Origin of the sequence: Aeromicrobium sp. 9AM (assembly GCF_902506105.1) — a bacterium.
Classification (GTDB): Bacteria; Actinomycetota; Actinomycetes; order Propionibacteriales; family Nocardioidaceae; genus Aeromicrobium.
Window position 1 is genome coordinate 483,981 of sequence record NZ_LR733304.1, and the last position, 24,033, is coordinate 508,013.

The 24,033-nt window shown below is 66.4% G+C and carries 21 protein-coding genes; 18 read left to right on the forward strand and 3 right to left on the reverse strand.

What is annotated here, in order from left to right:
- Nucleotides 1-85 precede the first annotated feature (85 nt).
- From BOSE46_RS08445 to BOSE46_RS08500, 12 genes are all read left to right on the forward strand, one after another.
- A complete protein-coding gene (locus BOSE46_RS08445) occupies nt 86-1,633 on the forward strand; it encodes an MFS transporter (RefSeq protein ID WP_159539821.1) in 1,548 nt (515 codons plus the stop codon).
- A gap of 144 nt (nt 1,634-1,777) precedes the next feature.
- Nucleotides 1,778-3,325: an ABC transporter substrate-binding protein gene (locus BOSE46_RS08450; protein WP_159539822.1), complete on the forward strand. Its 1,548-nt coding sequence runs from the start codon at nt 1,778-1,780 to the stop codon at nt 3,323-3,325.
- A gap of 2 nt (nt 3,326-3,327) precedes the next feature.
- On the forward strand, nt 3,328-4,098 hold the full coding sequence (locus tag BOSE46_RS08455; RefSeq protein ID WP_159539823.1) for an SDR family NAD(P)-dependent oxidoreductase: 771 nt from the start codon (nt 3,328-3,330) through the stop codon (nt 4,096-4,098).
- 85 nt (nt 4,099-4,183) lie between these two features.
- On the forward strand, nt 4,184-4,405 hold the full coding sequence (locus tag BOSE46_RS08460; protein WP_159539824.1) for a hypothetical protein: 222 nt from the start codon (nt 4,184-4,186) through the stop codon (nt 4,403-4,405).
- Entirely contained in the window at nt 4,398-5,312 is a 915-nt protein-coding gene (locus BOSE46_RS08465; protein WP_159539825.1) for an SMP-30/gluconolactonase/LRE family protein, read from the forward strand. The genes BOSE46_RS08460 and BOSE46_RS08465 overlap by 8 nt, the downstream gene beginning before the upstream one ends.
- A 6-nt stretch (nt 5,313-5,318) precedes the next feature.
- Nucleotides 5,319-5,915: an isochorismatase family cysteine hydrolase gene (locus BOSE46_RS08470; RefSeq protein WP_159539826.1), complete on the forward strand. Its 597-nt coding sequence runs from the start codon at nt 5,319-5,321 to the stop codon at nt 5,913-5,915.
- Between the two features lie 22 nt (nt 5,916-5,937).
- Nucleotides 5,938-6,972: an ABC transporter permease gene (locus BOSE46_RS08475; protein WP_159539827.1), complete on the forward strand. Its 1,035-nt coding sequence runs from the start codon at nt 5,938-5,940 to the stop codon at nt 6,970-6,972.
- 41 nt (nt 6,973-7,013) lie between these two features.
- Nucleotides 7,014-7,853 (forward strand): ABC transporter permease, encoded by an 840-nt coding sequence (locus tag BOSE46_RS08480; protein WP_159539828.1) that lies wholly within the window; start codon nt 7,014-7,016, stop codon nt 7,851-7,853.
- A complete protein-coding gene (locus BOSE46_RS08485) occupies nt 7,850-8,779 on the forward strand; it encodes an SMP-30/gluconolactonase/LRE family protein (RefSeq protein ID WP_159539829.1) in 930 nt (309 codons plus the stop codon). The genes BOSE46_RS08480 and BOSE46_RS08485 overlap by 4 nt, the downstream gene beginning before the upstream one ends.
- Nucleotides 8,776-9,669: an SMP-30/gluconolactonase/LRE family protein gene (locus tag BOSE46_RS08490; RefSeq protein ID WP_159539830.1), complete on the forward strand. Its 894-nt coding sequence runs from the start codon at nt 8,776-8,778 to the stop codon at nt 9,667-9,669. The genes BOSE46_RS08485 and BOSE46_RS08490 overlap by 4 nt, the downstream gene beginning before the upstream one ends.
- Nucleotides 9,669-11,315, forward strand: coding sequence for an ABC transporter ATP-binding protein (locus tag BOSE46_RS08495; protein ID WP_236551666.1), 1,647 nt, complete (start codon nt 9,669-9,671; stop codon nt 11,313-11,315). The genes BOSE46_RS08490 and BOSE46_RS08495 overlap by 1 nt, the downstream gene beginning before the upstream one ends.
- 138 nt (nt 11,316-11,453) lie before the next feature.
- Nucleotides 11,454-12,422, forward strand: coding sequence for a helix-turn-helix domain-containing protein (locus BOSE46_RS08500; RefSeq protein WP_201299580.1), 969 nt, complete (start codon nt 11,454-11,456; stop codon nt 12,420-12,422).
- Here BOSE46_RS08500 and BOSE46_RS08505 read toward each other — a convergent pair.
- Genes BOSE46_RS08505 through BOSE46_RS08515 form a run of 3 tightly spaced genes read right to left on the reverse strand, consistent with a single transcriptional unit; the run spans nt 12,415 to nt 15,511 of the window.
- Nucleotides 12,415-13,233, reverse strand: a complete 819-nt coding sequence (locus BOSE46_RS08505) for an SDR family NAD(P)-dependent oxidoreductase (protein WP_159539831.1) — start codon at nt 13,231-13,233, stop codon at nt 12,415-12,417. The genes BOSE46_RS08500 and BOSE46_RS08505 overlap by 8 nt on opposite strands.
- A gap of 44 nt (nt 13,234-13,277) precedes the next feature.
- Complete coding sequence (locus BOSE46_RS08510) at nt 13,278-14,036, reverse strand: SDR family NAD(P)-dependent oxidoreductase (RefSeq protein ID WP_159539832.1); 759 nt, start codon at nt 14,034-14,036, stop codon at nt 13,278-13,280.
- An 11-nt stretch (nt 14,037-14,047) separates the two neighbouring features.
- Nucleotides 14,048-15,511 (reverse strand): APC family permease, encoded by a 1,464-nt coding sequence (locus tag BOSE46_RS08515; protein WP_159539833.1) that lies wholly within the window; start codon nt 15,509-15,511, stop codon nt 14,048-14,050.
- 196 nt (nt 15,512-15,707) lie between these two features.
- Here BOSE46_RS08515 and BOSE46_RS08520 point away from each other — a divergent pair, with 196 nt between their 5' ends.
- From BOSE46_RS08520 to hpaE, 6 genes are all read left to right on the forward strand, one after another.
- Nucleotides 15,708-17,747, forward strand: coding sequence for a primary-amine oxidase (locus BOSE46_RS08520; protein ID WP_159539834.1), 2,040 nt, complete (start codon nt 15,708-15,710; stop codon nt 17,745-17,747).
- Nucleotides 17,737-18,552: a MoaF C-terminal domain-containing protein gene (locus tag BOSE46_RS08525; protein ID WP_159539835.1), complete on the forward strand. Its 816-nt coding sequence runs from the start codon at nt 17,737-17,739 to the stop codon at nt 18,550-18,552. The genes BOSE46_RS08520 and BOSE46_RS08525 overlap by 11 nt, the downstream gene beginning before the upstream one ends.
- 76 nt (nt 18,553-18,628) lie before the next feature.
- A complete protein-coding gene (locus BOSE46_RS08530; protein ID WP_236551667.1) occupies nt 18,629-20,125 on the forward strand; it encodes an aldehyde dehydrogenase in 1,497 nt (498 codons plus the stop codon).
- Entirely contained in the window at nt 20,115-21,566 is a 1,452-nt protein-coding gene (locus BOSE46_RS08535) for a fumarylacetoacetate hydrolase family protein (RefSeq protein WP_159539836.1), read from the forward strand. The genes BOSE46_RS08530 and BOSE46_RS08535 overlap by 11 nt, the downstream gene beginning before the upstream one ends.
- Nucleotides 21,550-22,503 (forward strand): 4-hydroxy-tetrahydrodipicolinate synthase, encoded by a 954-nt coding sequence (gene dapA / locus BOSE46_RS08540; protein WP_159539837.1) that lies wholly within the window; start codon nt 21,550-21,552, stop codon nt 22,501-22,503. The genes BOSE46_RS08535 and dapA overlap by 17 nt, the downstream gene beginning before the upstream one ends.
- On the forward strand, nt 22,500-24,026 hold the full coding sequence (hpaE, locus tag BOSE46_RS08545) for a 5-carboxymethyl-2-hydroxymuconate semialdehyde dehydrogenase (protein ID WP_159539838.1): 1,527 nt from the start codon (nt 22,500-22,502) through the stop codon (nt 24,024-24,026). Before dapA ends, hpaE begins: the two co-directional genes overlap by 4 nt.
- Nucleotides 24,027-24,033: the final 7 nt, after the last annotated feature.

Genomic DNA, 24,033 nt, shown 5'->3' on the forward strand with positions numbered 1-24,033 from the left:
GGATGTCGCGAAGACTGGCGTGTGCAGGAACCGCGACCAGGAAGCACACCATGATCCGACTACGTGCACGGCTGAGGAGGTCCACGTGAGGCTTCGCGAAGCAGGCACGTCGACTCCGGAGATCGCCGGTCGCCGGGAATGGCTCGGCCTCGCCGTCCTCGTCCTTCCGTGCGTCATCGTCGCGATGGATGTCTCGGTCCTCTATCTCGCTTCCCCCGAGATCAGCACCGACCTGGATCCCGGGAGCGCGGGGCTGTTGTGGATCATGGACATCTACGGCTTCATGCTGGCCGGACTGCTGATCATCGCGGGCAACGTTGCCGACCGAATCGGGTCGCGGCGGATGCTGCTCGGTGGCGCGGCCTGCTTCGCAGTGGTGTCGGCATTGAGCGCCTACACGCCCAACGCCGGCGCCCTGATCGCCTGCCGCGCGCTCCTCGGCGTGGCGGGGGCCACGCTGTTGCCGTCCACGCTCTCCTTGATCAGGAACATGTTCCGCGATCAAGGTCAACGCAGGACCGCCATCGCTGTGTGGACTGCCGGGTTCGCCGGAGGTGGGGTTCTCGGGCCCATGGTCGGGGGCGTCCTCCTGGAACACTTCTGGTGGGGATCGGTGTTCCTGGTCAACGTCCCGATCATGCTGGTGCTCCTGACGCTCGGCTGGGTCCTGCTGCCGGAATTCACCGACCCGTCGCCGGGCAGCTTCGATCTCCTGGGAGCGTCGCTCCTGCTGACCGCCACCTTGTGCGTGGCCTATGGGATCAAGACGACGGCAGAAGCGGGCATGACCCTTTCCGGAGTCGGTGCGCCCGTTCTGGGTGTCGTGACCGGTGTTCTGTTCATCCGCCGCCAGCGCCGTGCCGAGGATCCGCTCGTGGATCTGCGCCTGTTCGCCAACCGCATCTTCAGGACGTCCTTCATCGTGAACTCGTCCGCCATCTTGGTGGCGCTCGGATGTGGACTGTTCATCTCCCAGTACCTGCAGCTGGTGCTGGGGCTTAGGCCGTTCGAATCCGCGCTGTGGTTGCTGCCGGGTGCCATCGGGCTGGCGGCCGGATCCGCCGGCGCGGCGACACTCGCGCGACGTACGCATCCGGCCGCGATCATCAGCGCCGGACTGTTCATCATGACGGCGGGATTCACCCTCATGGCCATGTCAGGGATCGGCGACTCTCCTGTCGTCGTGTCCGCCGCGTACGGCACGATCTCTGCCGGCTTCGGCGCAACCTCCTCGCTGGTGGTCGCACTGATCGTCGACAACGTGCCGCCCGCGCGGGCCGGTGCCGCGGCCGGCCTATCGGAAACCGGCAGCGAGCTGGGCGCCTCGGCAGGGGTGGCCGTCCTCGGCAGTCTCGGCGCGTGGATCTATCGGACGCAGCTCGGCTCGAGCGCACCGGCAGACCACCTTGGCGTCGCGCGGAAAGTGGCTCTCGACAGTCTCGCCGGCGCGCTGTCGATCGCGTCTGACAACGCTGCCGGCGAGGGTCTCGCCCTGGCTGCACGGCGCGCCTTCGTCTCAGGCATGACGGCGGTCGGCATCGTCTCGGCAGCGATCTGCGTGGTGCTCGCAGCGGTCGCAGGATTCGCGCTGCGCGATCTGTCCAGCGGCTCCGATCGGTCGGAATCCCAGTGATCTTGGATGTCCGCGTGCCTCGACAATCGGCGCGCGTCTGCGAGCAACAGGGACCTCGTCCTCGCGGTTAGCGTGATCGCAACATCGGGGCATCTCATCACCGAAAGGGAAACCGTGAACGTCGTTGATCCGGGTGCATCAGGAATGAGTCGCCGACAGGTCATCCAGCGTGGTGTGCTTGCCGGAGCGGTCCTGCTCGGAGGTTCCAGCCTCCTCGAGGCCTGCGGGCCGTCGAGCTCGTCCAACGGAAAGTTGTCGTCCGGCACCCCCCGCAAGGGCGGCATGTTGATCCACGGAATTCAAGGCGGAAGCAGCGGGGACTCGCTGGACCCACACCTCGTGCTGTCGGCAGCTGACTACGCCCGCTTCACGGGCCTCTACGAGACGTTGTGGACCGCATCCGCGAAGTACACGATCGACGAGTGGCTCATTGATTCGGCTGAGCCCAACGCCACGCTGGACGAGTGGACCGTTCGGCTCAAGCAGGGCATCGAGTTCCACCACGGCAAGACCGTGACCGCGGAGGACGTCCTCTTCAGCATCCAGCGGCTCCTCGATCCCAAGACCGGTGCGCTCTATGCGGGCCTGCTGTCGACGGTGGACCTGCGCAACTCCAAGAAGGTCGACGACCGAACCATCAGGTTCAAGCTCACCACGCCGCTGGTCACCTTTCCCGAGACGATGTCGCTTGCCGCCCCGATCATTCCCACCGACTTCAACGTCGCCAAGCCGGTTGGCACAGGCCCGTTCAAGCTCCAGAGCTTCACCCCCGGACGGCAGTCCGTCATGGTCCGCAACGACAACTACTGGCGCAACAACCGGCCGTACGCAGACTCGATCACCCACATCGACTTCACCGACGAGACCGCACGAATCAATGCGCTGCAGGGCGGCCAGATCAACATCGCCGACTTCGTCTCCTTCCCCTTGATCCGATCCCTGTCGAAGGATTCGAAGCTCTCGATCAATCGCTCGGAGACGGCCAGTTTCATCCCGCTGAACATGCGCGTCGACCAGTCCCCGTACAGCGACGTACGAGTCCGCGAGGCGCTCAAGATCCTCATCGATCGCAAGGCCATGGTCGATGGTGCCTACCTGGGCGAGGGCCGAGTCGCGAACGACCTGTATGCACCCGTCGACCCGCTTTTCGACCACTCGTTGCCGCAGCGCGAGCAGGACCTCGACAAGGCGAAGTCCCTGCTCAAGGCCGCCGGGCACGAGAACCTGCAGATCGAGCTGACGACCAGCGACCTGGGATCGGGTGTTCTCAGCTCCACGGAGCTCTACGCAGAGCAGGCCAAGGCGGCGGGCATCGACGTTAAGCTCAACAAGGTCGACACCGGGACGTTCTACGGCGACAACTACGGCGACTGGGGCTTCTCGCCCAACCTCGCACCGCCCTACAACTACCTCGTGACAGCCCAGCAGTCCGACGGCCCGACCTCGACATCCAACCTGTCGCACTTCAAGGATCCCGAGTTCAGCTCGCTGTACGCCCAAGCGGTCGCCGAACCCGACGACGCCAAACGCAAGGACATCGCCGCCCGGATGCAGACGATCCAGTATGAGAAGGGCGGGACGATCATCTGGGGATACCAGAACTCCGTCGACTTCACCCGCGGTGTCGGCGGCATGGAGCCTGACGTCTCCGGCTTCTCGGCGTACCGCTCAGCAGACCTGTGGGTCGAGTAGACGTGCCGGGGTCCAGGCCGGTCGCTCTCGTCACGGGCGGGGGGAGCGGGATCGGCCTCGCCAGCGCTGAGGCGCTCGCCAGGGCCGGACACGATGTGACGATCGTGGGCCGGCGCCCGGCGGCGCTCGCGGAGGCCGCGGCGCAGGTCCGCGCGGCGGCGCGTGAAGCGACCGTCCTGGTGGCCCCGGCCGATGTCGGCGCGCGCGACGAGGTCGAGGGCGCTTTCGCTGCGACGCTCTCGACGTTCGGGCGACTGGATGTGTTCGTCGGCGCGGCAGCGGCTCTCCACACCGCCAACTTCCGTGATCTGACGATCGAGGGCTGGGACGAGATGGTCGATGTCGTGCTCCGAGGATCTGCGATGTGCGCAATGGCCGCCACACGTCATTTCGTCCAGGCAGGCGGCGGTCGGGTGATCTTCATCGGCTCGATCAGCGCCAGTGTCTCGGACTTCGAGCTGGCCCACTACTGCGCGGCAAAGGCGGGGGTGCACGCCTTGGCACGATCCATGGCCGTAGACCTCGCGTCGGCGAACATCTGGGTGAACGTCGTGGCGCCAGGGTGGGTCAACACCCCGATGATCGGCGAGTATGTCGACTCGCTCGAGGCGGGCGTCCTGCTGGCCATGAACCCACAGGGGCGGGCCGCGCGACCAGCCGAGATTGCCGATGTGGTCAGGTTTCTCGCCGTTGACGCACCCCCGTTCCTGACCGGCAGCACGATCACGGTCGACGGTGGACAGACCGTCATGAACCACTTGCTCCCCGGATGAGCCCCATGACAAGGAGGGTGGCCGCATGACGAGGTGTGCCGAGATCGTCAGAATACGACCGCATGCAGGAAAGCGTGCAGAGCTGTTGGCCCTGCGACCGCGGTTCACCTCGGAGTTCAGAGAACGAGCGACGGGCTTCCAGCGGCACAGCCTCTACTCGCTCGAGGGTGGAGACTTCCTGGACATTGCGCTGTGGAGCGCGGCCTCGGATCTCGACGCTGTCGATGAGACGCAGGGCGTGCTGGTGGAGTGGTACGACCTGGTCGAGATCGTCTCCATGGAGCTCGCGGACGTGCTCGATGAGTGACGGTGCTCCCGTGGCGTTGATCGCCGGTGTGGGACACCCGCAGGGCCCTGACGTCACCGACGACGGGAGCATCGTCTACGCCGAGACCTACCTTTCACGGATCATGATCTTCAACCAGGAGACCGGCCCTCGTGTGCTGGCCGACTGCGGGGGCGGTCCGAACGCGGTCCTCGTGGGCCGCGACGGACTCGTCTACTTCACCCAGAACGGCGGGCAGGCGGGGGAGTGGCGCTCCGACGTGCAGCGAGTTCCTGCCGTCGAGGTGCTGGACCCGGGCACCGGCGACATCACGACCTTGTGCACCGACGTCGATGGTCATCCGCTGCTGGCCCCGCACGACCTGGCCTGGGGGCCGGACGGACGGCTCTATGTCACCGACTCCGGGACGTGGGCGCCGGGCGGCAGAACCGAGCCCGGCCGGATTTTCGCGATCGATGAAGACGGTCACGCCCAGACGATCGCCGAGCCCGGTCACGTCTTTCCGAGTGGCATCGCCGTCGAGCCAGACTGCTCGGTCCTGTGGGCCGAGGCCTACACCTCACGCGTGTTTCGACTCCGGCCCGATGCGGCGCCGCAGCTCGTCACCACTCTCCCCGACGGACACGTCCCCGAGTCGATCGCGCTGGACCATCGGGGTCATCTCTGGATCGCGGCGCTGGAAGCGCACGGCTTCGATGTCGTCGCGCCAAATGGTGGATCGCGCGAGTTCGTCTGGACCGGCGGGCTGCCGCTCAACGGCGTGCTCGCTCGCGGCCACCTCTATGTCACGGATCTCGGAGACTACGACGACGCGATGCCGGACCCGCAGATCGTCGGGCGCATCCTCCAGCTCGCCGTCGGCGTGGAAGCCGCCCCGCAAACCCGCGGTCGCATTGCTCCGTCCCTCAGCTCACCGACGAAAGCCTGATCTCACATGTCTCTCGCACCACTCGACGCCTCGCGCACGGCCCTCCTGATCCTCGACATGCACGCCTGCATCGCGGGTCCAGACGGAAATGCCGCAACGCACGCCGCGGAGCAGAATCTCGTGCCGAACATCGTGAGGCTGCGGGACGCCGCGGACGCGACCGGAGTGCCAGTCGTGTTCGTGCAGCACCGGCGTCCGCACGGGATCAGGCCGTACGGCCAGATCAGCTCGCTGTTCCGTGAGATCGCGGACGATCCGGATCTGCAGCCCGGTTCTGCGGGTCTCGCGATGCTCCCGGAGCTCCAGGTGGAGGAAGGCGACATCGTGATCGAGAAGCAGCGCGCCAGCGCCTTCACGGGCACCGAGCTCGACATCACCCTGCGGGCCATGGGGATCGACACGATCCTCCTGACCGGCGCGTGGACGAACCTGTCCGTCGAGTCGACCGCACGGTATGCGACCGACATCGGATATGCCGCGGTCGTCGCCAGCGACGGCACCGCGTCGGAGAGCGCGCCATGGCACGAGATCGCGCTCACCGGTGGACTCAGCGCCGTGGCCTCGGTCGCGACTGTCTCGGAGATCGTCGCCGCGCTCGGTTGAGCCGACGAAGAAGGGAAATCGGATGACCATCAGTGAGTCCGCGGGCCTGATCACTGTTCCAGAGGTGGCCGGCATCGGCGCAGGCGCCAGGCATCGCGAAAGCGTATGGATCCTCAAGCGGCTCGGATCCGGCGTGCTTGTCCTGCTCGCCGTCTCGGTCGTGGTGTTCGCCGCGACGCAGGCTCTGCCGAGTGATCCGGCCCAGGCCATGCTCGGTCGCCAGGCCACGCCGGAGCTGCTCGACGCGCTTCGCCAAAAGCTCGGCCTCGACCAAAGCCTGCCGGTTCAGTACGTCCACTGGTTTTCAGGCCTGCTCCACGGTGACCTCGGCACGTCATTGGCGTCGCAGCAGCCGGTCACCGGCGTCCTCGGACCGCGGCTGCTCAACTCACTCGCCCTGCTCGCCGGTGCCGCCCTTATCATGATCCCGTTCTCGATCGGGGCCGGAGTGTTCCTTGCCGCCCGCCGCGACCGATCGCTGGACCGCACGGTCAACGCCGGGCTGATGGCTGTCATGGCCCTGCCGGACTTCGTGGTCGGCACGATCTTTCTCCTCGTGTTCGCCACCACGGTCATGCCGGTGTTGCCCGCGGTGTCCCTCGTGCCTCCAGGAGCCAGCGGATTCTCGCATCCGAGGGAGCTCGTGCTCCCGGTCCTCACGGCAGTCACGATCACCGCGCCGTTCCTGATCCGGCAGGTCCGAGCCTCGATGATCGAGACGCTTGAGTCCGAGCACATCGCCCAGGCGCGTCTTCGCGGAATCGCCGAGAAGCGGATCATCTGGCGACATGCCCTGCCCAACGCGCTCGTGCCACTGGTCCAGGGGAGCGCCTTGATGCTCAGCTATCTCCTCGGTGGCGTCGTGGTCATCGAGTACGTGTTCAACTACCCGGGCCTCGGCGGGATGCTGAACGATGCGGTCGTCTATCGGGACCTGCCTGTCCTGCAGGCCGTCTCGCTGACCTTTGCCGCAGGCGTCGTCGCCTTCAACCTGATCGCCGACCTTCTCACGATCATGCTCACTCCCAGGCTGCGCACGTCTGGAGGCGCCCGATGAGCAGTGCCGGCACAGGTGGGACGACCACCAGGCGAGTCGCGGTGACTCGCTCGGAGCATCGTGGGACCGCACGTCACGTCTGGATCGGGATCGGCGCCACCGCGGTGATGCTGGCGCTTGCCCTTCTCGGGCCCCTGTTCGCGCCACATCATCCGTCCGATGTCATCGCTCCGCCCTACTCGAGTCCCAGCGGTCAGTCCTTGTTGGGAACGGACTACCTCGGGCAGGACACCTTCTCGCGCATCCTGTGGGGCGGTTCGTCGGTCGTCTGGATGTCCGTGACGGCGACTGCCATCGCCATCGTGATCGGCGCGATCCTGGGACTCATCTCGGCGTACATCGGAGGGAAGCTCGACGCGCTCGTGCTGTGGCTCAACGACATCCTGCTGGCCTTTCCGTTGATCGTCTTCGTCATCTTGTTCCTCTCGATGCTGGGGCGGAACCCGCTTCTGCTCGTGGTGCTCGTGGCGTTCGGCTGGCTGCCGAGTGTCGTCCGACTCACGAGGAGCGTCGCGCTGGAGGCGATCCATCAGGAGTACGTCGCGTCGGCCGAGATCATCGGCACCCCGAGATGGCGCATCCTCGTGGGAGAGATCCTGCCCAACATCACGACGCCGTTGATTGTGCAGACCGGCGCACTGCTGACGTGGTCGATCGGGGTCATCGCCGGACTCAGCTTCCTGGGGTTCGGGATCCAGCCACCGAACGCCGACTGGGGCCTGATGGTCAACGAGAACCGCAGCGGGCTGATGATCCTGCCGTGGGGGACGATCGGACCGATCGTCTGCATCGCCGCCTTCGCGCTCGCGACCAATACACTTGCCGATGCCCTGGGCAGACTGCTAGGGGCTCGCCACACCGGTCACAAGGCGGATCGATGAGCGCCGCCGTGGATCCACGCCTGGACGTCTCGGTCGGCGACGCCGAGATACTCGCCGCCCCACTCATGCATCCCGAAGGCCCGGACCTGCGGGCCGACGGCGGACTGCTGTTCGTCGAGGCCGACAGCGGCCGGATCTGTGTCAGCTATCCCGGCCGCGGCGTTGCGACGTTCGCGTCGACCGGAGGAAGCCCGTACGGATGCACGCTCGGCAGTGACGACTGCGTCTACGTGACGCAGAGCGGAAACACCGACCCAGCGGTGGGCGTTCCACGGCATGTCCCGCCCTCGATCCAGCGCGTCTCTCCCGACGGTGCCGACGTGGAGATCCTTGCGACGCACGCTGATGGCCGAGCCTTCGGTGCACCGAATGATCTCGCCTGGGGGTCTGACGGGCGCCTGCTGTTCACCGACTCAGGGCAATGGGATCCCGATGATCGAACGGATCCCGGTTTCATCCACGCGCTCCGACCCGACGGGCACGCCGAGGTCGTGCTCGAGCTGGGTCCGGTCTTCCCGAACGGGATAGCGGTCGAAGCAGACGGGAGCATCATCTGGCTCGAGTCCTACACCCGCGTCGTGGGTCGGTTGCGGCGAAACGGCACGACGGAGGTGGTTGCCGTCCTCCCCGAAGGACATATCCCGGAAGGTGTCAAGGTTGCCCTCGACGGCTCTCTCTGGATCACCAACTTCGAGGCGGGCGGCGTCGACGTCATCGAGCGGGACGGCACTCCGCGCGAGGTCATCCACGTTGGCGGGGTTCCGGTCAACTGCCTGTTCGGGGACGGCTGGCTCTTCGTCGCTGATTTCGGGCACCCGAGTGACCCGTTGGATGAGGACTCCTTCAGACCGGGCAGCATCCGGCGGATTCGGGTCACCACCAGGGGAATGCCGCTGAACCGCGGATCCATCGACAGGAAGGCATGACAGTGACATTCGATCCCGAGGTACTCGTCAACGACTTCGGCCAGATGCCGCAGGGAGCCGATGTGTTGCCCGACGGCAGGTTCGTGTCCGTCGATGTGCACACCGGCGAAGTCATCGCCTTCTCGCCCGACACCGGTCGCCGAGAGGTCATCGCTCGGACATCGAGTGGCCCGATCGGCGTGACCCTCGGCGATGACGGCGCCTTGTATCTCGCCCATACCGGAGGCCGGCTCGGGGACTTCTGGGAAGCCGATGATGCGATCGCGCCCTGCATCCAACGGCTGGAGGTGGGATCGGACCGACCGGTGACGATCCTGACCGAGGTGGGGGGTTCGCCGTTGGTCGCCCCGCACGACATCGCATGGGGAGCCGACGGTCGCCTCTACTTCACCGATTCGCACATCTGGCAGTGGGACCCTCTGCTCCGCACCGGCGCCGGCCGAATCGTCGCGATCTCACCCGATGGCAGCGCCGATGTCGTGGTCGAGACCGGCGTGACCTTCCCGTGCGGGATCGTCGGCGAGCCGGACGGCTCGATCGTGTGGACTGAGTCGTACGCAGACCGTGTTCTCCGGCGCCGGCCGTCCGGATCGATCGAGGTGATCGCGACGCTGCCCCCCGGTCACACCCCCCACGGGGTGCGGATCGGCGCGGACGGAGCCTTGTGGGTGGCGTCGTTCGGCTCCTCGACGATCGACGAGATCGCCCCGGATGGCAGTTCCGTCACGTTCCACGACGTTCCCGGCTACCCGATGAATTTTGCCTTCCTCGGCTCGGACCTGATCGTGGCTGCCTTCAAGGATGCGCCGGACGACGACATGGACGGGCTGCTGTTTCGTGTCGGCGTCGGCACGCCAGGTGACGTACTGCTGCGCGGAAGAGTCGGCTAGTGCAGATCCAGGCCGAGAGCGACCCGGTCGAGAGCACCAGTGACAGCGATCCGGTCGTCAGGGTCACCGGACTGAGGGTCGAGCTCTCTTCAGGTCGAGAGATCGTCGACGGCATCAGCTTCGACCTTCGACGCGGCCAGATCCTGTGCCTGGTGGGTGAGTCGGGCTCGGGCAAGACGACCGTGAGCACCGCGCTGCTGGCCTATGCGAGGTCAGGTGCGCACATCGTCGCCGGGACCGTCGAGCTGCACGGCGAGGACATCCTCATCGCATCGGCGGGGCGGCGCCGCGACCTCCGTGGCGAGACCGTGGCCTACGTCGCGCAGGATCCCAACTCCGCGTTCAATCCGGCTCTGCGGATCGCGACCCAGATGACCGAAGCCGTGCTGGCCCATGGCTGGGACAAGGCGGCCGCCAGGGCACGTATCGCCGAGGTGCTCGTCGAGGTCGGTCTGCCGGCATCCAAGGACTTCATCGAGCGGTATCCCCACCAGCTGTCCGGCGGGCAGCTCCAGAGGGTGGGGATCGCGATGGCTCTGATGCTGCGGCCGGACGTGCTGGTGCTCGACGAGCCGACGACGGGACTGGACGTGACGACCCAGTCCCGGGTGCTGGTTCTCGTGCGCGACCTGTGCTCGCGCAACGGGATCGGTGCCCTCTACGTGACGCATGATCTGGCGGTAGTTGCTGACATCGCTGACAGGGTCATCGTGATGCTCGAGGGCCGCGTCGTCGAGGAGGCCACGGCAGCGGAATTGTTCACCCGCCCCCAGCACGAGTACACCCAGCAATTGCTGCAAGCGGTCCCCGATGTCGCGGCCGCTGATCTGTCCGGGCCGACGCCGGACTCTGATCGTCGTTCGACCATCCTGGCGGTCGAGGGCCTGAACGCGGCCTACCGGCACGAGCGGGTTCTCCATGACATCTCGTTCGAGGTGACCCAAGGCGAGTGCCTCGCGATCGTAGGCGAGTCCGGATCCGGCAAGAGCACGCTTTCGCGATGCCTGATCGGGTTGCACCCGGAGCAGGACGGGGCGATCACGTGGGACCAGGCGCCGCTCGACCCGCGTTCGCGCCGGAGGAGCGCCGCCGTCCGCAAGGACATCCAGTACATCTTCCAGTCGCCGCACAACTCACTCAATCCTCGGCGGACTGTCGGGGAGAGTATCGGACGGGCGCACGCGGTCGTGGTCGGCGGCAGCGCTGCACCACGTCGCGCGGCGGTCGCCGAGGTACTCGAACGGGTCGGTCTGCGACCGGACATGGCAGGGTTGTATCCCCGAGGGCTCTCCGGTGGGGAGCGACAGCGTGTGGCCATCGCCCGCGCACTGGTCTGTCGGCCGAAGCTCCTCATCTGCGACGAGATCACGTCGGCCCTCGACGTCATCGTGCAGGCGTCGATCCTCGACCTGCTTCGCGAGCTTCAGCGCGCCGATGGTCTCTCGATGATCTTCGTGACGCACAACCTGGCTGTGGTGAGGAACTTGGCAGACCGCGTCATGGTCATGAATGCGGGCAACGTCGTGGAGATCGGCGACATGGACGCCGTGCTCTCGAACCCGTCCGACTCCTACTCCAGGGAGCTCGTCGACAACACGCTCTCGATGGCAACGCTGAGAGGCGAGCGCTGGGTCGCGAGCGGATAGCCCGAATCCGGCGAGAGCTGGGCACCGGGCCAGTCTGGGCGTTGATCGATCCTGCTGGAGCTGGCGGGATCTTTGCGGCAAACCCTCGGATGTGCGAGTTCTACGGGGTAGACTCGAAATTGCCTGTGAATTCAACGATTGTTAGGCGGTCGTGTCATCGAGACTTCGCCCCTGCGGCATGACTTCGCCTCGTTCCGCCAGGCGGTCGCCAAGTCGTTCGTCCCGCTGGACGTTCATTGCAAGAATCCTCGCTCGTTCCAAGGGCAGGTGTCCGAGACGGTTGTCGACGACATCCACATCTCGCAGATCCGAGCGTCGGCCCATCGAGTCGAGCGGACGCCCGACCTGATCGCACACGCGGACCACAAGTCGTTCAAGCTCAGTCTGCTGGTCGCCGGCAGCGGCCTTCTCGTGCAGGACGGCCGGGAGACCGTCTTGCGGGCAGGTGACCTGGCCCTCTACGACACCCGGCGGCCCTACACGCTGGCGTTCGACGACGTCTTCCACTCTGTCGTGTTCATGTTCAGACACGAATCGATCGACTTGCCGGCCGATGTCCTGTCGGAGTTGACGGCCGTCCGGTTCTCACGCGATCAGGGCGTGGGGTCGGCGATCATCCCGTTCCTGACCCAGATGGCGTGTCAGCCCAGCCAGCTGACTGGGCCCGCCGGTCCGAGACTGGTGCACAACGCGCTTGACCTGGTGACGACGATGTTCTCAGCTGAGCTCGACCTCGAGCGCACGCGGAGCAACTCGCATCACTCCCTGATGCAGAAGATCCGGGCTCACATCGAAGCGAACCTGGCCGAGCCAGAGCTCGGGCCGAGCACCATTGCTGCGGCTCACTTCATCTCCACCCGACACCTGCATGGACTGTTCCAGGATCAGGGCATCACCGTTTCGTCGTGGATCAGGTCCAGGCGTCTTGAGCACTGCCGCCGCGATCTGGTCGATCCGGTCCAGGTGCATCGCTCGGTCAGCAACATCGCGTCGAGATGGGGGTTCGTCGACGCAGCCCACTTCTCGAAGGCGTTCAAGAACATGTACGGGACGTCGCCGCGCGACTTTCGCGCACGCGGACAGGCCCCCGAAGCAGAGGTCAGCTGAACGACAACGTCGGCACATCGACGACGTGCGCGCCGCCGTCTGCCACCAGGACGGCGCCGGTGACGTACGACGACTCAGACGAGCCCAAGAAGCAGATGATCGACGCGATCTCCTCGGGCCGGGCCGGGCGGCCAAGCGGAACGTTGGCCGTCACTAGGCCGTACGCCTCCTCGCGGCCTCCGACGTCCTGACGTTGCGCGAGCTCATCCATCTCCTGGTCGGCCATGGGTGTGCGCACCCAGCCGGGACACACGGCGTTGGCCCTGACGCCCGAGCGACCAAAATCTCGGGCCATGCTTCGGGTGAGCCCGATGAGCGCATGCTTGCCGACGGTGTAGCCGGCGACGTCAGGACCCGCGAACAACCCGGCGAGTGAGGAGACGACCACGACAGAGCCCCTCGACCGGACCAGCTCGGGCAACCCGGCACGGGCTAGTGCGAAGGCGCTTGTCACGTTGGCACGAAGGCTCGCGTCCCAGTCGTCGTCGGTCGTCTCAAGCACCGACGAGTAGCCGTGTCCTCCGGCATTGGCCACGACGACGTCGACGCGCCCGTAGACATCCACAGCGGCCGCGATTGCCTGTGATGCACCAGCCGCAGTGCTCACGTCGGCCACCACGCCATGCGCTCCGGTGAGGGCTGAGACTGCGGCGAGCGGTTCAGAACGACGTCCTGCGATCACGACACGGGCGCCCCGCCGCGTGTAGAGGGTCGCGACGGCGGCACCGATGCCCGTGCCGCCGCCGGAGACGACCACGACTGGGCCGGCACTGCCGGGATCTGCTGGAGGCGTGTCTGTTGCGTCGGTCATGATCGTGACTTTCTGGTTGCTGGCGGGCGGCATCTGGACGGTGACTAGGCGGGAAAGGAGGAACGTGCGAGGTATCCGAAGTCACTCACCAACGCATGGCCGTTGACCGCTGCCGAGACGGGCGACGCGAGATGCACCACCTGGCTCGCCACCTGGTCAGGGGTCTGCACGGGACAGTCGAGCGACGCGAAGCCGTCCGCGCCCAGGTCCGAGCGGGACATCGGGGTGTCCACGATCGACGGGCACACGCAGTTGACCCGGACGCCGTCCGGTACCAGGTCGACCGAGAGCGCGCGAGTCAGCTGCAGGACCGCTCCCTTGGACGTGACGTAGGGAACCATGCCCGGCGCGGCCACGAAGCTGGAGTCGGACGCCATCAGCACGATCGATGCCACGTCGGAGGCGCGCAGGAGAGGCAGCGTGTGCTTGACGAACAGAAACGGCGCCGTGACGTTGACGGCCATCACTGCCGCCCATTCAGCGGTCGTGATCTCGTCGACACTGAGGCCGAACGGTCCCGAGATCCCGGCGCAGCAGACCAGCGTGTCGAGCTGGCCCCATTGTCCCGCGGTGGCGGTCACAGCGCGCGCGACCTGGCGCTCATCACCCACATCGGCGGTGGCGAGGAGCACCTCCGTACCTGTGGCCGCGAGGGCGGCGGCGACGTCCTCGAGCCCGTGGGTGTCGCGGTCGCACAGGGCGACTCGCATCCCTTCCCGCGCCAGGGCGAACGCGGTGGCGCGGCCGATGCCGGAGGCCGCCCCCGTGACGAGGGCGGCCCGGCCGGCCAGCTGCATGTCCATGTCGACCCGGGTCAGTCGGCGACGGTCGGGCTGAACCGTTCGAGATCCGTGTCCAGCTCTGCGTAGATCTGCGGCCGGTTCTTGCGCAACCAGACGGCTGCGCCCAGACCGATGACGAGGGCGGCGAGGAGCAGGTAGGGAAGCTTGGCGATCAACGGATCCTGTGATCCTGCGAGGTCGGAGAAGTTCACGACTGCCAACACCACGATCGTGATGATGCCGATGCCGCCGATGCCAGGGGCGACCAAGGTCTTCCAGATGCGAGGATCGCGGAGCCTACGGAAGTACACGACGATCGAGACAGCGGCGAAAGCCTGCAATGTGAGGATGCCGAGGGTTCCGAAACCGGTCATGCTCGCGGTGAGATCTGTGATCGGGTCCAGACCAGCAACGCCATAGATCCCAGCGATGATCCCAGCGAAGCCGAGCTGGGCGATGGACGCATTGCGAGGCGAGCCGTTCGCCGCATCGGTACGCCCGAGCGCCCGGGGCAGAATGCCGACTCTGCCAAGTGCGAACACGTAGCGTGTCGCGGAGTTGTGCAGGGCGAGCAGTGCCGCGAACAAGCTGACAAGCAACAGCACCATCATGACCTTGGTGAGGAAGGTCCCGAGGAAGTCCTGGGAGATCGAGAAGACCAGGTCGCCGGTGGGCAGGTGCTTGAGGGCGGCGTCCTGTGCAGAGGAGACGCCGACGGCGCTGACGATGCACCACGTCGTGAAGGCCGTGAACAGGCCGATGAACCCGATAGCCAGATAGGTCGCGCGGGGGATCGTGCGGCCGGGGTCGCGTGCCTCTTCGCTGAACAATGATGTGGCTTCGAAGCCGACGAACGCGTTGGCTGCGAAGAGCAACCCAAGTCCCATCGAGCCAGTCGTGATCTGCGACCACTGGAAAACTGAAAAGCTGAGGCCATGCTGGAACACGATGCTGAAGTCCATGACGAGCAGGATGCTGACCTCGAGCACGAGGCAGACCCCCAGGACCTTCGCGCTGAACTCGATGCCCCGTCGACTCAACGCGAACACGAGCACTACCGAGATTGCACTCCAGATCGTCCAGTGCAGCTTGGGGCCGAACACGTCGTCGACGATGAACGCGGTGAAGAACCCGCTGGTGCCTATCCCGCCCGCCACGAACATGTTGTATCCGAGCAGGGCAACCAAGGCAGAGACCAGTCCGAATGGTCGTCCGAGGCCCTTCACCACGAACGAGTAGAAGCCGCCGGCGCTGACGAGCTTCCTCGACATCTGGGCGTAGCCGACAGCAAACAGCAGCAGCGAGACGGACACGAGGATGAAGGACCAGACCATGCCGCTGCCGTTGCCGACAGCAATGCCGATCGCGCCGACGACGACCATGCCGGTCAGCGGCGCGACTGCCGCCAGCACGAGGAAGACGATTCCGGGAACCCCTAGCGCGTTGCGGGCCAGACGGTTGGGGCCTCCCACGGAGACCTGCTCTGCAGATGTCATACGACTCTCCACGTGTCTTGGGCGGTGGTGAGATCACTCACCGCGACTAGTACACAGTCTGGAATGCAAATTCAGACCACGGCTTGCACGAGACGGCACGGCATTTGTCGGCCTCCGCACGATTCCCTTTCGAATCGCAGGTTGCGCCTGACGCGGAGCAATAGTGGAGCCAGCGGTATTCGTCGGAGAGGAACTCATGGACAGCCACCAGCACCGGTCCACCGTGAGCGGGCCACAAGCAGCCCGCCATCCGTTGGACCCGCTGACCGCCGCGGAGGTGGATCGGGCGCGCGCGGTCTTGGATGAGGCCGGGCGGTTGACGTCGACCACCAGGTTCGCCTGCGTCCTGCCCGTGGAGCCGGCCAAGGATGCGGTTGCGACATTCTCGAGGGGGGACGCCGTGGAGCGTGAGGTGCTCGCGGTGCTGTTGGACACCGCGACGGGTGAGTCGGCCGAGGCGATCGTCTCGGTGACCCGCGGGACTGTCGAGTCATGGACGGTCCTGCGTACGACGGAACATCCGTACGGCCAACCCGCCTACCTGTTCGAGGAGTATGCCCTTGCGGAGGAGCTGGTTAAGGCGGATCCGGAGTGGCGAGCCGCGATGGAACGGCGTGGGATCGAGGACCCGGACCGGGCCTACTGTGGGCCGCTCGCCCCTGGCTACTTCGGCCGAGCCGACGAAGTGGGACGTCGCATCATCCGGTCCCTGACCTTCCAGCGTGTCCACGAGGACGACAGCCCGTGGGCCCATCCCGTCGAAGGCCTGATCGTCCACATCGACCTCACCCAACGTCGGGTCATCCGAGTCGAGGACCACGGCGACGTGCCGGTGCCGTCTGCGCACGGCAACTACGACGCCGCCGCGACCGGCGAGGCCCGGGCGACGCTGAAGCCGATCGAGATACTCCAGCCGGAGGGGCCGAGCTTCACGGTCGACGGGTCCCAGGTGACGTGGGAGAACTGGTCGTTCAGGGTGGGTTTCAACGCCCGCGAGGGACTCGTGCTCAACACAGTCACCTTCCGCGACGGTGACGAGGATCGCCCTGTCCTGCACCGTGCCTCGGTGCCCGAGATGGTGGTGCCCTACGGCGACACGTCGCCCACCCGGTTCTGGATCAGCTACTTCGACGCGGGGGAGTACCTGCTCGGGAAGAACGGCAACTCGTTGACGCTGGGGTGCGACTGCCTCGGCGTGATTCACTACTTCGACGGCGTCGTCGCGGACGATCACGGAAACCCCGTGACGATCCCGCAAGCCATCTGCATGCACGAGGAGGACTACGGAATCCTCTGGAAGCACACCGACCTCGCCGGACGGACCGAGGTGCGCCGGTCGCGACGCCTGGTCATCTCATCCTTCTCCACGATCGGGAACTACGACTACGGGTTCTTCTGGTACCTGTACCTCGACGGGACGGTCGCCCTCGAGGCCAAGGCCACCGGCATCGTCTTCGCCGGAGCGGGTCATCCCGGCACGACCAATCCGCATGCGCCGGAGATTGCGCCCGGAGTGTTCGCCCCGGTGCACCAGCATCTGTTCTGCGCTCGTCTCGACGTAGCGGTCGACGGCGACGACAACACCCTCGCCGAGGTCGACGTGATCGGGGTCGCGACCGGCGAGGACAACCCGCACGGCAACGCGTTTACGTGGCAGGTCACCCCGATCCGCACAGAGTCCGAGGCGGCACGTTTGGCAGACGGCTCACGATCCCGGGTCTGGGAGGTGGCCAGCTCCCACCGTCGCAATGCCGTGGGGAAGCCGACGGCCTATCATCTCGTCCCCGAAGGACGCTCGACGTTGCTGGCGCAACCCGACTCCTCGGTCAGCTCCCGAGCAAGGTTCGCGACCAAGCACCTGTGGGCCACGGCGTTCGATCCGAGCGAGCGATTCCCGGCCGGTGACTATCCGAATGCGCACGCCGGCGGCGCCGGGATCCCAGCCTGGCGCGAGCAGAACCGCTCCCTTGACGGCACCGACATCGTCCTGTGGCACGTCTTCGGGCCGACCCACGTCCCGCGCCCGGAGGACTGGCCGATCATGCCTGTCGACTACTCGGGGTTCGCGTTCAAGCCGTACGGATTCCTCGACCGTAACCCCGCGCTCGACCTGCCGGTCGGAACGCGGGGCGCCGGCGCGTGTGCGGAATCGTGTGGTGCTTCGTGCGCCTGCGGCCATCACTCATCATCCTCAACGTCTGCATCTCACCAAGAAAAGGATCATCATGACCACTGACCTCTCCGACACGACGGCATGGCTGCCCCTCGACGGCCTTGCACCCGGCTTCGACGCGAACAAGGCGGTCCCGACCGCTGACCTCGCGGGCCGCACGATCGTGACCATCGCGCCCGACGGCACGCGGGTGTCGCACCTCTTCACCGACACCCGCGTGGCGTGGGCCTTCGACGGTGGCGAGGCCGGCGATGACGCCTACGAGGCCTTCGAGGTCGATGCGGGTCTCTATTTCGTGCAGGCACACCACACCGGGCGTCCCACAGAGGCTCTGTCTCTCGTCGTCGATCTGGTCAACGGTCGCGGCGTGGCAGTGGTCACTGCAATCGGGACACCCAGCACGGGAACGCCCGAGCCGGGAAAGTCGGCCGTCAAGCAGTCGTTCACTCCCGTGCTGATCGAGGGCATCGAGACCAGCGGCCTGGAGCCGGGGCCGTCAACTGCCTTGATCGGCCGTCGTACCTACTGGGTCTACAGCGAGGTCCACGCGTACGAGCACATCTACCTGAGTCCTCAGTGGTACACGTGGCAGTGCCTCGCCGGGCCCGAACGCGGGCTCGCCGACACGGATCTCAACACCGTCTGGGAGATCCGGCCGGGCATCCACATCTTCGCGTGGCGCGAGAAGGTCATCCCCTGCGCATCCGTGACGATCGCCGACCATCGAAACCAGAAGGCCTTACGGTCCCACGGTGTGTTGTTCGGGCTCGACGAGACCGGCTCGACACCGACGCACTTCACGTTCGGCGCGCACGGACACCTGCTGAGCAACACCATCCACCCGGACATCTACGACCCTGCTGGATGAACGCTTCGCTCTGAGCCAACCTCCGTGCCGTCGTCAACAAGACGTCGGGGTCCTCGGGTCGAGACGATGAAGTGGCATGAAAGCCGCACAAGCCACGTTCACGAATCACCCTGACATGGAGGACCTGATGCCGACTCGGCTGCACATCAACGGCGAGTGGACGACGGCGTCCGGTGGCGCGTTCGAGACCTTCGATCCGGCCACCGGGCAGGTGATCGAGGAGATCGGTCGGGCGACCGCGGCTGATGTGGATGCCGCGGTCGCTGCAGCGCGAGAGGCGCTCGGCCGGCCCGACTGGGCCGGCCTCCTGCCGATCCAGCGAGCTGCCCTGCTTTTTCGGCTGGCAGCACTGATCGAGGACAATGCAGAGGAGCTCGCAGCACTGGAGACCCGGGACCAGGGTCAGCCGATCGGCATCTCGCGGCACGTCAGTGTCGCTGGATCGGCCGAGCACTTCCGCTACTACGCGGGCTGGGTCACCAAGATCCAAGGCACCGTCAACCCGGTGTCGTTCCCGGAGACCCTGCACTACACGAAGCGTGAGCCGGTCGGGGTCAACGCCCTGATCACGCCGTGGAACTTCCCGTTGATGATCCTCGCCTGGAAGCTGGCACCCGCCTTGGCCACCGGCAACACCGCGGTCATCAAGCCGAGCGAGGTGACGTCGCTGACCAGCGTCCGACTGGTCGAGCTCGCTGTCGAGGCAGGCTTCCCCCCGGGTGTCGTGAACCTCGTCACCGGCGACGGATCGGTCGGCGCGATGCTGAGTGCGCACCCCGACGTCGACCACCTGTCCTACACCGGCTCGACCGCCACCGGTCGCCTCATCACCCGAGCCAGCGCAGACTCGAACCTCAAGCGACTGACTCTCGAGCTCGGCGGCAAGGCACCCAGCGTCATCGCCCGCGATGCGAACCTGTCCGCCGCGATTGCCGGAAACCTCGCCGGCAGCACGCTCAACAGCGGACAGGTCTGTGCGGCGTACACCAGGTTCTACGTCGACGCGGCCCGCGAGGACGAGTTCGTGAGCCGGATGGCGGAAGGCCTCCGTGGGCTGGCCATCGGACCGGGCGCGCAGGAGTCGACGCAGCTCGGACCGTTGGTCTCAGCCCGGCACCTGGATCACGTCGAGGCTCTCGTGTCGACCGGGTCGGAACAGGGCGCGACGCTCGTCACCGGCGGTCATCGTCTCGATGGCGAGGGGTTCTTCTTCGAGCCGACCTTGTTCAGCGGCGTGACCGATTCGATGTCGATCATCCGCGAGGAGATCTTCGGCCCGGTGCTCGCCGTCACGACCTACGACGACCTCGATGAGCTGGATGACCTGCTCGTGAGGGCGAACGACACGGAGTACGGTCTCGCCGCCACAGTGTGGACGCAGGACATCTCCACCTCACAGCGTCTGGCCAACGGGATCAGGGCCGGTGCGGTGTTCGTGAACATGCCGCCCATCCCAGACATGGCCGCCCCTTGGGGCGGCTACAAGGCCTCCGGCTGGGGTCGGGAGATGGGTCCATGGGCGATCGACGCCTACACCGAGATCAAGTCGGTGTGGATGCACTATGGCGCCTGAGCGTTCGCGGCCCGGCAAGGTCATCGCGGTCCACCTGAACTATTTGTCGCGCGCCGCCGAGCGCGGCCGCACGCCATCGCACCCTTCGTACTTCCTGAAACCGTCGACGTCGGTGACGCTCGGCGATGGGACGGTCGCCCGGCCCGCCGGCACCGAGCTGCTCGCGTTCGAGGGTGAGATCGCCCTCGTGATGGGACGTGCTGCGCGTTCGATCGACCCTTCAGAGGCGTGGTCGTTCGTCGGCGGAGTCGCGGCGTCGAACGACTTCGGGGTCTATGACTTGCGGTATGCCGACCGTGGCTCGAACCTGCGGTCCAAGGGCGGCGACGGCTTCACCCCGTTGAGCTCGACCGTGCTGGACGCGGCAGTTCTCGATCCAGCGGAGCTGCGCGTGCGCACGTGGCTCAACGGTGAGCTTGTGCAGCAGGGACGCTCTGACGAGCTGTTGTTCCCGTTTGCCCAGCTGGTTGCGGATCTATCGCAGCTGGTGACCCTCGAGCCCGGTGACGTGATCCTGACGGGTACGCCCGCCGGCGCGTCGGTCGCCCGTCCGGGAGATGTCGTGGAGGTGGAGGTGGACGCCTTGTCGGGCCCGTCGACGGGTCGGCTGCGAACGACCGTTGTCGAAGGGTCCAAGCCGCTGGCGCCGTGGGGAGCCGAACCACGCGTCGACGACCAGCAGAGGATCGAAGCCTGGGGAAGCGCTGCCTTGGCGGGCCTGCCCGAGCCGTTCGAGCTCACGGACGAGCGCCGAGCCCGTCTGGCCGGCGTCAGCACGGCGACACTGAGCTCACAGCTGCGCAAGCGCGGACATGACGCGGTGTCGATCGACGGCTTGTGCTCGACGCGGCCGGGGGAGTCGTTGGTCGGCCGCGCGCGCACCCTGCGTTTCGTGCCTTTCCGCAAGGACTTGTTCGCGGTCCACGGTGGCGGGCACAACGCGCAGAAGCGCGCCGTCGACTCATTGCGGCCCGGGGACGTGCTGGTCATCGAAGCCCGCGGCGAGCGCGGCACCGGGACCATCGGCGACATCCTCGCGCTGCGTGCCCAGGTGCTGGGTGCGGGCGGGGTGGTGACCGACGGGGGTGTCCGCGACCTGGCAGCCGTCGCAGCGCTCGACCTCGTGACCTACCACGCCGGCGGACATCCAGCCGTGCTCGGCCGCCGCCACGTCCCATGGGACACCGACGTCACGATCGCCTGCGGCGGCGCGACCGTGCAGCCCGGGGACGTCATCGTCGGCGACGGTGACGGCGTCCTGGTCATCCCGCCTGACCTCGTCGATGAGGTCGTGGCGGACGCCATCGTCCAGGAGGACGAGGAGCGGTTCATCGCCTTGCAGGTCGAGGCTGGCTCAGGCGTCGACGGACTCTACCCGATGGATGCCACGTGGCGTGAGCGCTACGAGAACTGGAAGGACAACCATGAAGTTCCGAAGTAACCCCGCCCTGATCACGGGGTCGATAGCCCCTCTGATGACTCCGTTCACCGCCGCTGGTGAGGTCGACCACGCCGGGCTGGCCAACCTGGTGGAATGGCAGATCGCACAGGGATCACACGGGATCTCGATCGGCGGTTCGACCGGCGAGCCGAGCTCACAAACGATCGCCGAGCGCGCCGCGGCGATCCGTACGGTCGCCGAAGCCATCGGGGACCGGGTGCCGTTCATGCCGGGAACCGGGTCGTCGAAGCTTGACGAAACCCTAGAGTTGACCGCCGCCGCACAGGATGCAGGTGCCGACGCCGTCCTGATCATCACGCCCTACTACGCCCGCCCCACCCAGGAGGCGCTCCACCGGTGGTACACGACGATCGCGCACGAGTTCCCTGATCTGCCGATCGTGGCCTACAACGTCCCGAGCCGGACGGCCGTCGACATCGAGCCGTCGACCGTGGCCAGACTGTTCCGCGAGCTGGAGAACTTCGTGGGCGTCAAGGAGACGACCAAGGACTTCGAGCACTTCTCGCGCACGTTGCACCTGTGCGGGCGTGACCTGCTCGTGTGGTCGGGGATCGAGCTGTTGTGCCTCCCGTTGCTCTCGCTCGGCGGAGCCGGTTTCATCAGTGCTACCGCAAACATCGCCCCCGCGGCCACGGCCGAGATGTTCGCGGCGGGCGTGGCCGGCGATCTGCGCCGCGCGCAGGAAATCCACTACGGCTTGCATCCGCTGGTCGACCTGTTGTTCGTCGAGACCAATCCGGCCCCAGGCAAGTGGATGCTCGCCGACCGCGGCCTGATCGCCTCTCCGTTCGTGCGGCCCCCGCTGATCGAGCCGACGCCTGAGGGCCTCGTCCGCATTCGTGCGCTTCGCGACGAAGGTGCGGCCTGGCTGTCGCCCACCGCCGGATTCACCGTGAACGTGGAGGCCCGTGCATGAGCACTGTCACCTCGGCACACCGCCCGGCGGACCTGCCGACCCGCATCCAGCACTTCATCGGTGGCAAGCTCGTCGACAGTGTCGGCGGGGAGACCTTCGAGGTGCTGGATCCGGTGTCCAACCAGACCTATGCGACCGCCGCCGCCGGACAGGCGGCGGACATCGCTGCCGCGGTCGAGGCCGCACGCAACGCATTCGTGGACGGCGCGTGGCCGCGGATGCTTCCGCGGCAGCGATCACGCATCCTGCACGCAGTGGCCGATGCCGTGGAGGCGCAGGAGTCGCGGCTCGCCGAGCTCGAGACGTTCGACACCGGGCTCCCGATCACGCAGGCGCGTGGACAGGCTCGTCGTGCGGCTGAGAACTTCCGCTTCTTCGGCGATCTCCTCGTGGCGCAGTCCGACGACACCTACAAGGTCCCGGGCCAGCAGCTCAACTACGTCAACCGCAAGCCGATCGGGGTGGCAGGGCTGATCACGCCGTGGAACACGCCCTTCATGCTCGAGAGCTGGAAGCTCGCTCCCGCACTCGCCTCGGGATGCACAGTCGTGCTCAAGCCGGCCGAGTTCACGCCGTTGTCGGCAAGCCTCTGGGCGGGCATCTTCGCGGAGGCCGGTGTCCCGGACGGGGTCTTCAACCTTGTGAACGGCTTGGGCGAGGAAGCCGGCGATGCGCTCGTCAAGCACCCGGACGTCCCGCTGATCTCCTTCACTGGAGAGACGACCACGGGCCAGACGATCTTCCGCAACTCAGCGGCGCATCTCAAAGGGATGTCGATGGAGCTCGGCGGCAAGTCGCCGGCGATCGTCTTTGCGGACGCAGACCTCGAGGCAGCGATCGACTCGACGCTGTTCGGGGTCTTCTCGCTCAATGGCGAGCGATGCACTGCCGGGAGCCGCATTCTCGTCGAGCGGTCGATCTACGACGAGTTCGTCGAGGCGTACGCCGCTCGCGCTCGCGCGATCATCGTGGGCGAACCGCATGACCCCGCGACGGAGGTCGGTGCGCTGGTGCACCCTGAGCATTTCGCCAAGGTCATGGGGTATGTCGAGCTGGGCAAGAGTGAAGGACGCCTCGTGGCGGGTGGAGGGCGGCCGCCGGGTCTTCCGGAAGGCAACTATGTCCTGCCCACCGTCTTCGCGGATGTGCGTCCTGACGCGCGGATCTTCCAGGAGGAGATCTTCGGTCCGGTCGTCACGATCACACCGTTCGACTCCGACGCTGAGGCGCTGCGGCTGGCGAATGCGGTCAAGTACGGCTTGGCGGCGTACGTGTGGACCACCGATCTCAATCGCGCACATACGTTCTCGCAAGCCATCGAGGCGGGCATGGTGTGGCTCAACTCGCACAACGTTCGAGATCTCCGGACCCCTTTCGGCGGAGTCAAGTCGTCAGGCCTTGGCCATGAGGGCGGCTACCGGTCGATCGACTTCTACACCGACCAGCAAGCCGTTCACGTGACGATCGGCGACGTCCACACCATCCGTTTCGGTACTGCGGCACCGGCCGACCTGACCAGCTGAGGAAAAG

Coding starts and splice junctions, on each gene's coding strand:
- dapA (WP_159539837.1), top strand. CDS start 21,550: ATGAAGTTCCGAAGTAACCCCGCCCTGATCACGGGGTCGATAGCCCCT.
- hpaE (WP_159539838.1), top strand. CDS start 22,500: ATGAGCACTGTCACCTCGGCACACCGCCCGGCGGACCTGCCGACCCGC.
- BOSE46_RS08520 (WP_159539834.1), top strand. CDS start 15,708: ATGGACAGCCACCAGCACCGGTCCACCGTGAGCGGGCCACAAGCAGCC.
- BOSE46_RS08535 (WP_159539836.1), top strand. CDS start 20,115: ATGGCGCCTGAGCGTTCGCGGCCCGGCAAGGTCATCGCGGTCCACCTG.
- BOSE46_RS08490 (WP_159539830.1), top strand. CDS start 8,776: ATGACAGTGACATTCGATCCCGAGGTACTCGTCAACGACTTCGGCCAG.
- BOSE46_RS08515 (WP_159539833.1), bottom strand. CDS start 15,511: ATGACATCTGCAGAGCAGGTCTCCGTGGGAGGCCCCAACCGTCTGGCC.
- BOSE46_RS08525 (WP_159539835.1), top strand. CDS start 17,737: ATGACCACTGACCTCTCCGACACGACGGCATGGCTGCCCCTCGACGGC.
- BOSE46_RS08470 (WP_159539826.1), top strand. CDS start 5,319: ATGTCTCTCGCACCACTCGACGCCTCGCGCACGGCCCTCCTGATCCTC.
- BOSE46_RS08485 (WP_159539829.1), top strand. CDS start 7,850: ATGAGCGCCGCCGTGGATCCACGCCTGGACGTCTCGGTCGGCGACGCC.
- BOSE46_RS08465 (WP_159539825.1), top strand. CDS start 4,398: ATGAGTGACGGTGCTCCCGTGGCGTTGATCGCCGGTGTGGGACACCCG.
- BOSE46_RS08475 (WP_159539827.1), top strand. CDS start 5,938: ATGACCATCAGTGAGTCCGCGGGCCTGATCACTGTTCCAGAGGTGGCC.
- BOSE46_RS08505 (WP_159539831.1), bottom strand. CDS start 13,233: ATGACCGACGCAACAGACACGCCTCCAGCAGATCCCGGCAGTGCCGGC.
- BOSE46_RS08510 (WP_159539832.1), bottom strand. CDS start 14,036: ATGGACATGCAGCTGGCCGGCCGGGCCGCCCTCGTCACGGGGGCGGCC.
- BOSE46_RS08450 (WP_159539822.1), top strand. CDS start 1,778: ATGAGTCGCCGACAGGTCATCCAGCGTGGTGTGCTTGCCGGAGCGGTC.
- BOSE46_RS08530 (WP_236551667.1), top strand. CDS start 18,629: ATGAAAGCCGCACAAGCCACGTTCACGAATCACCCTGACATGGAGGAC.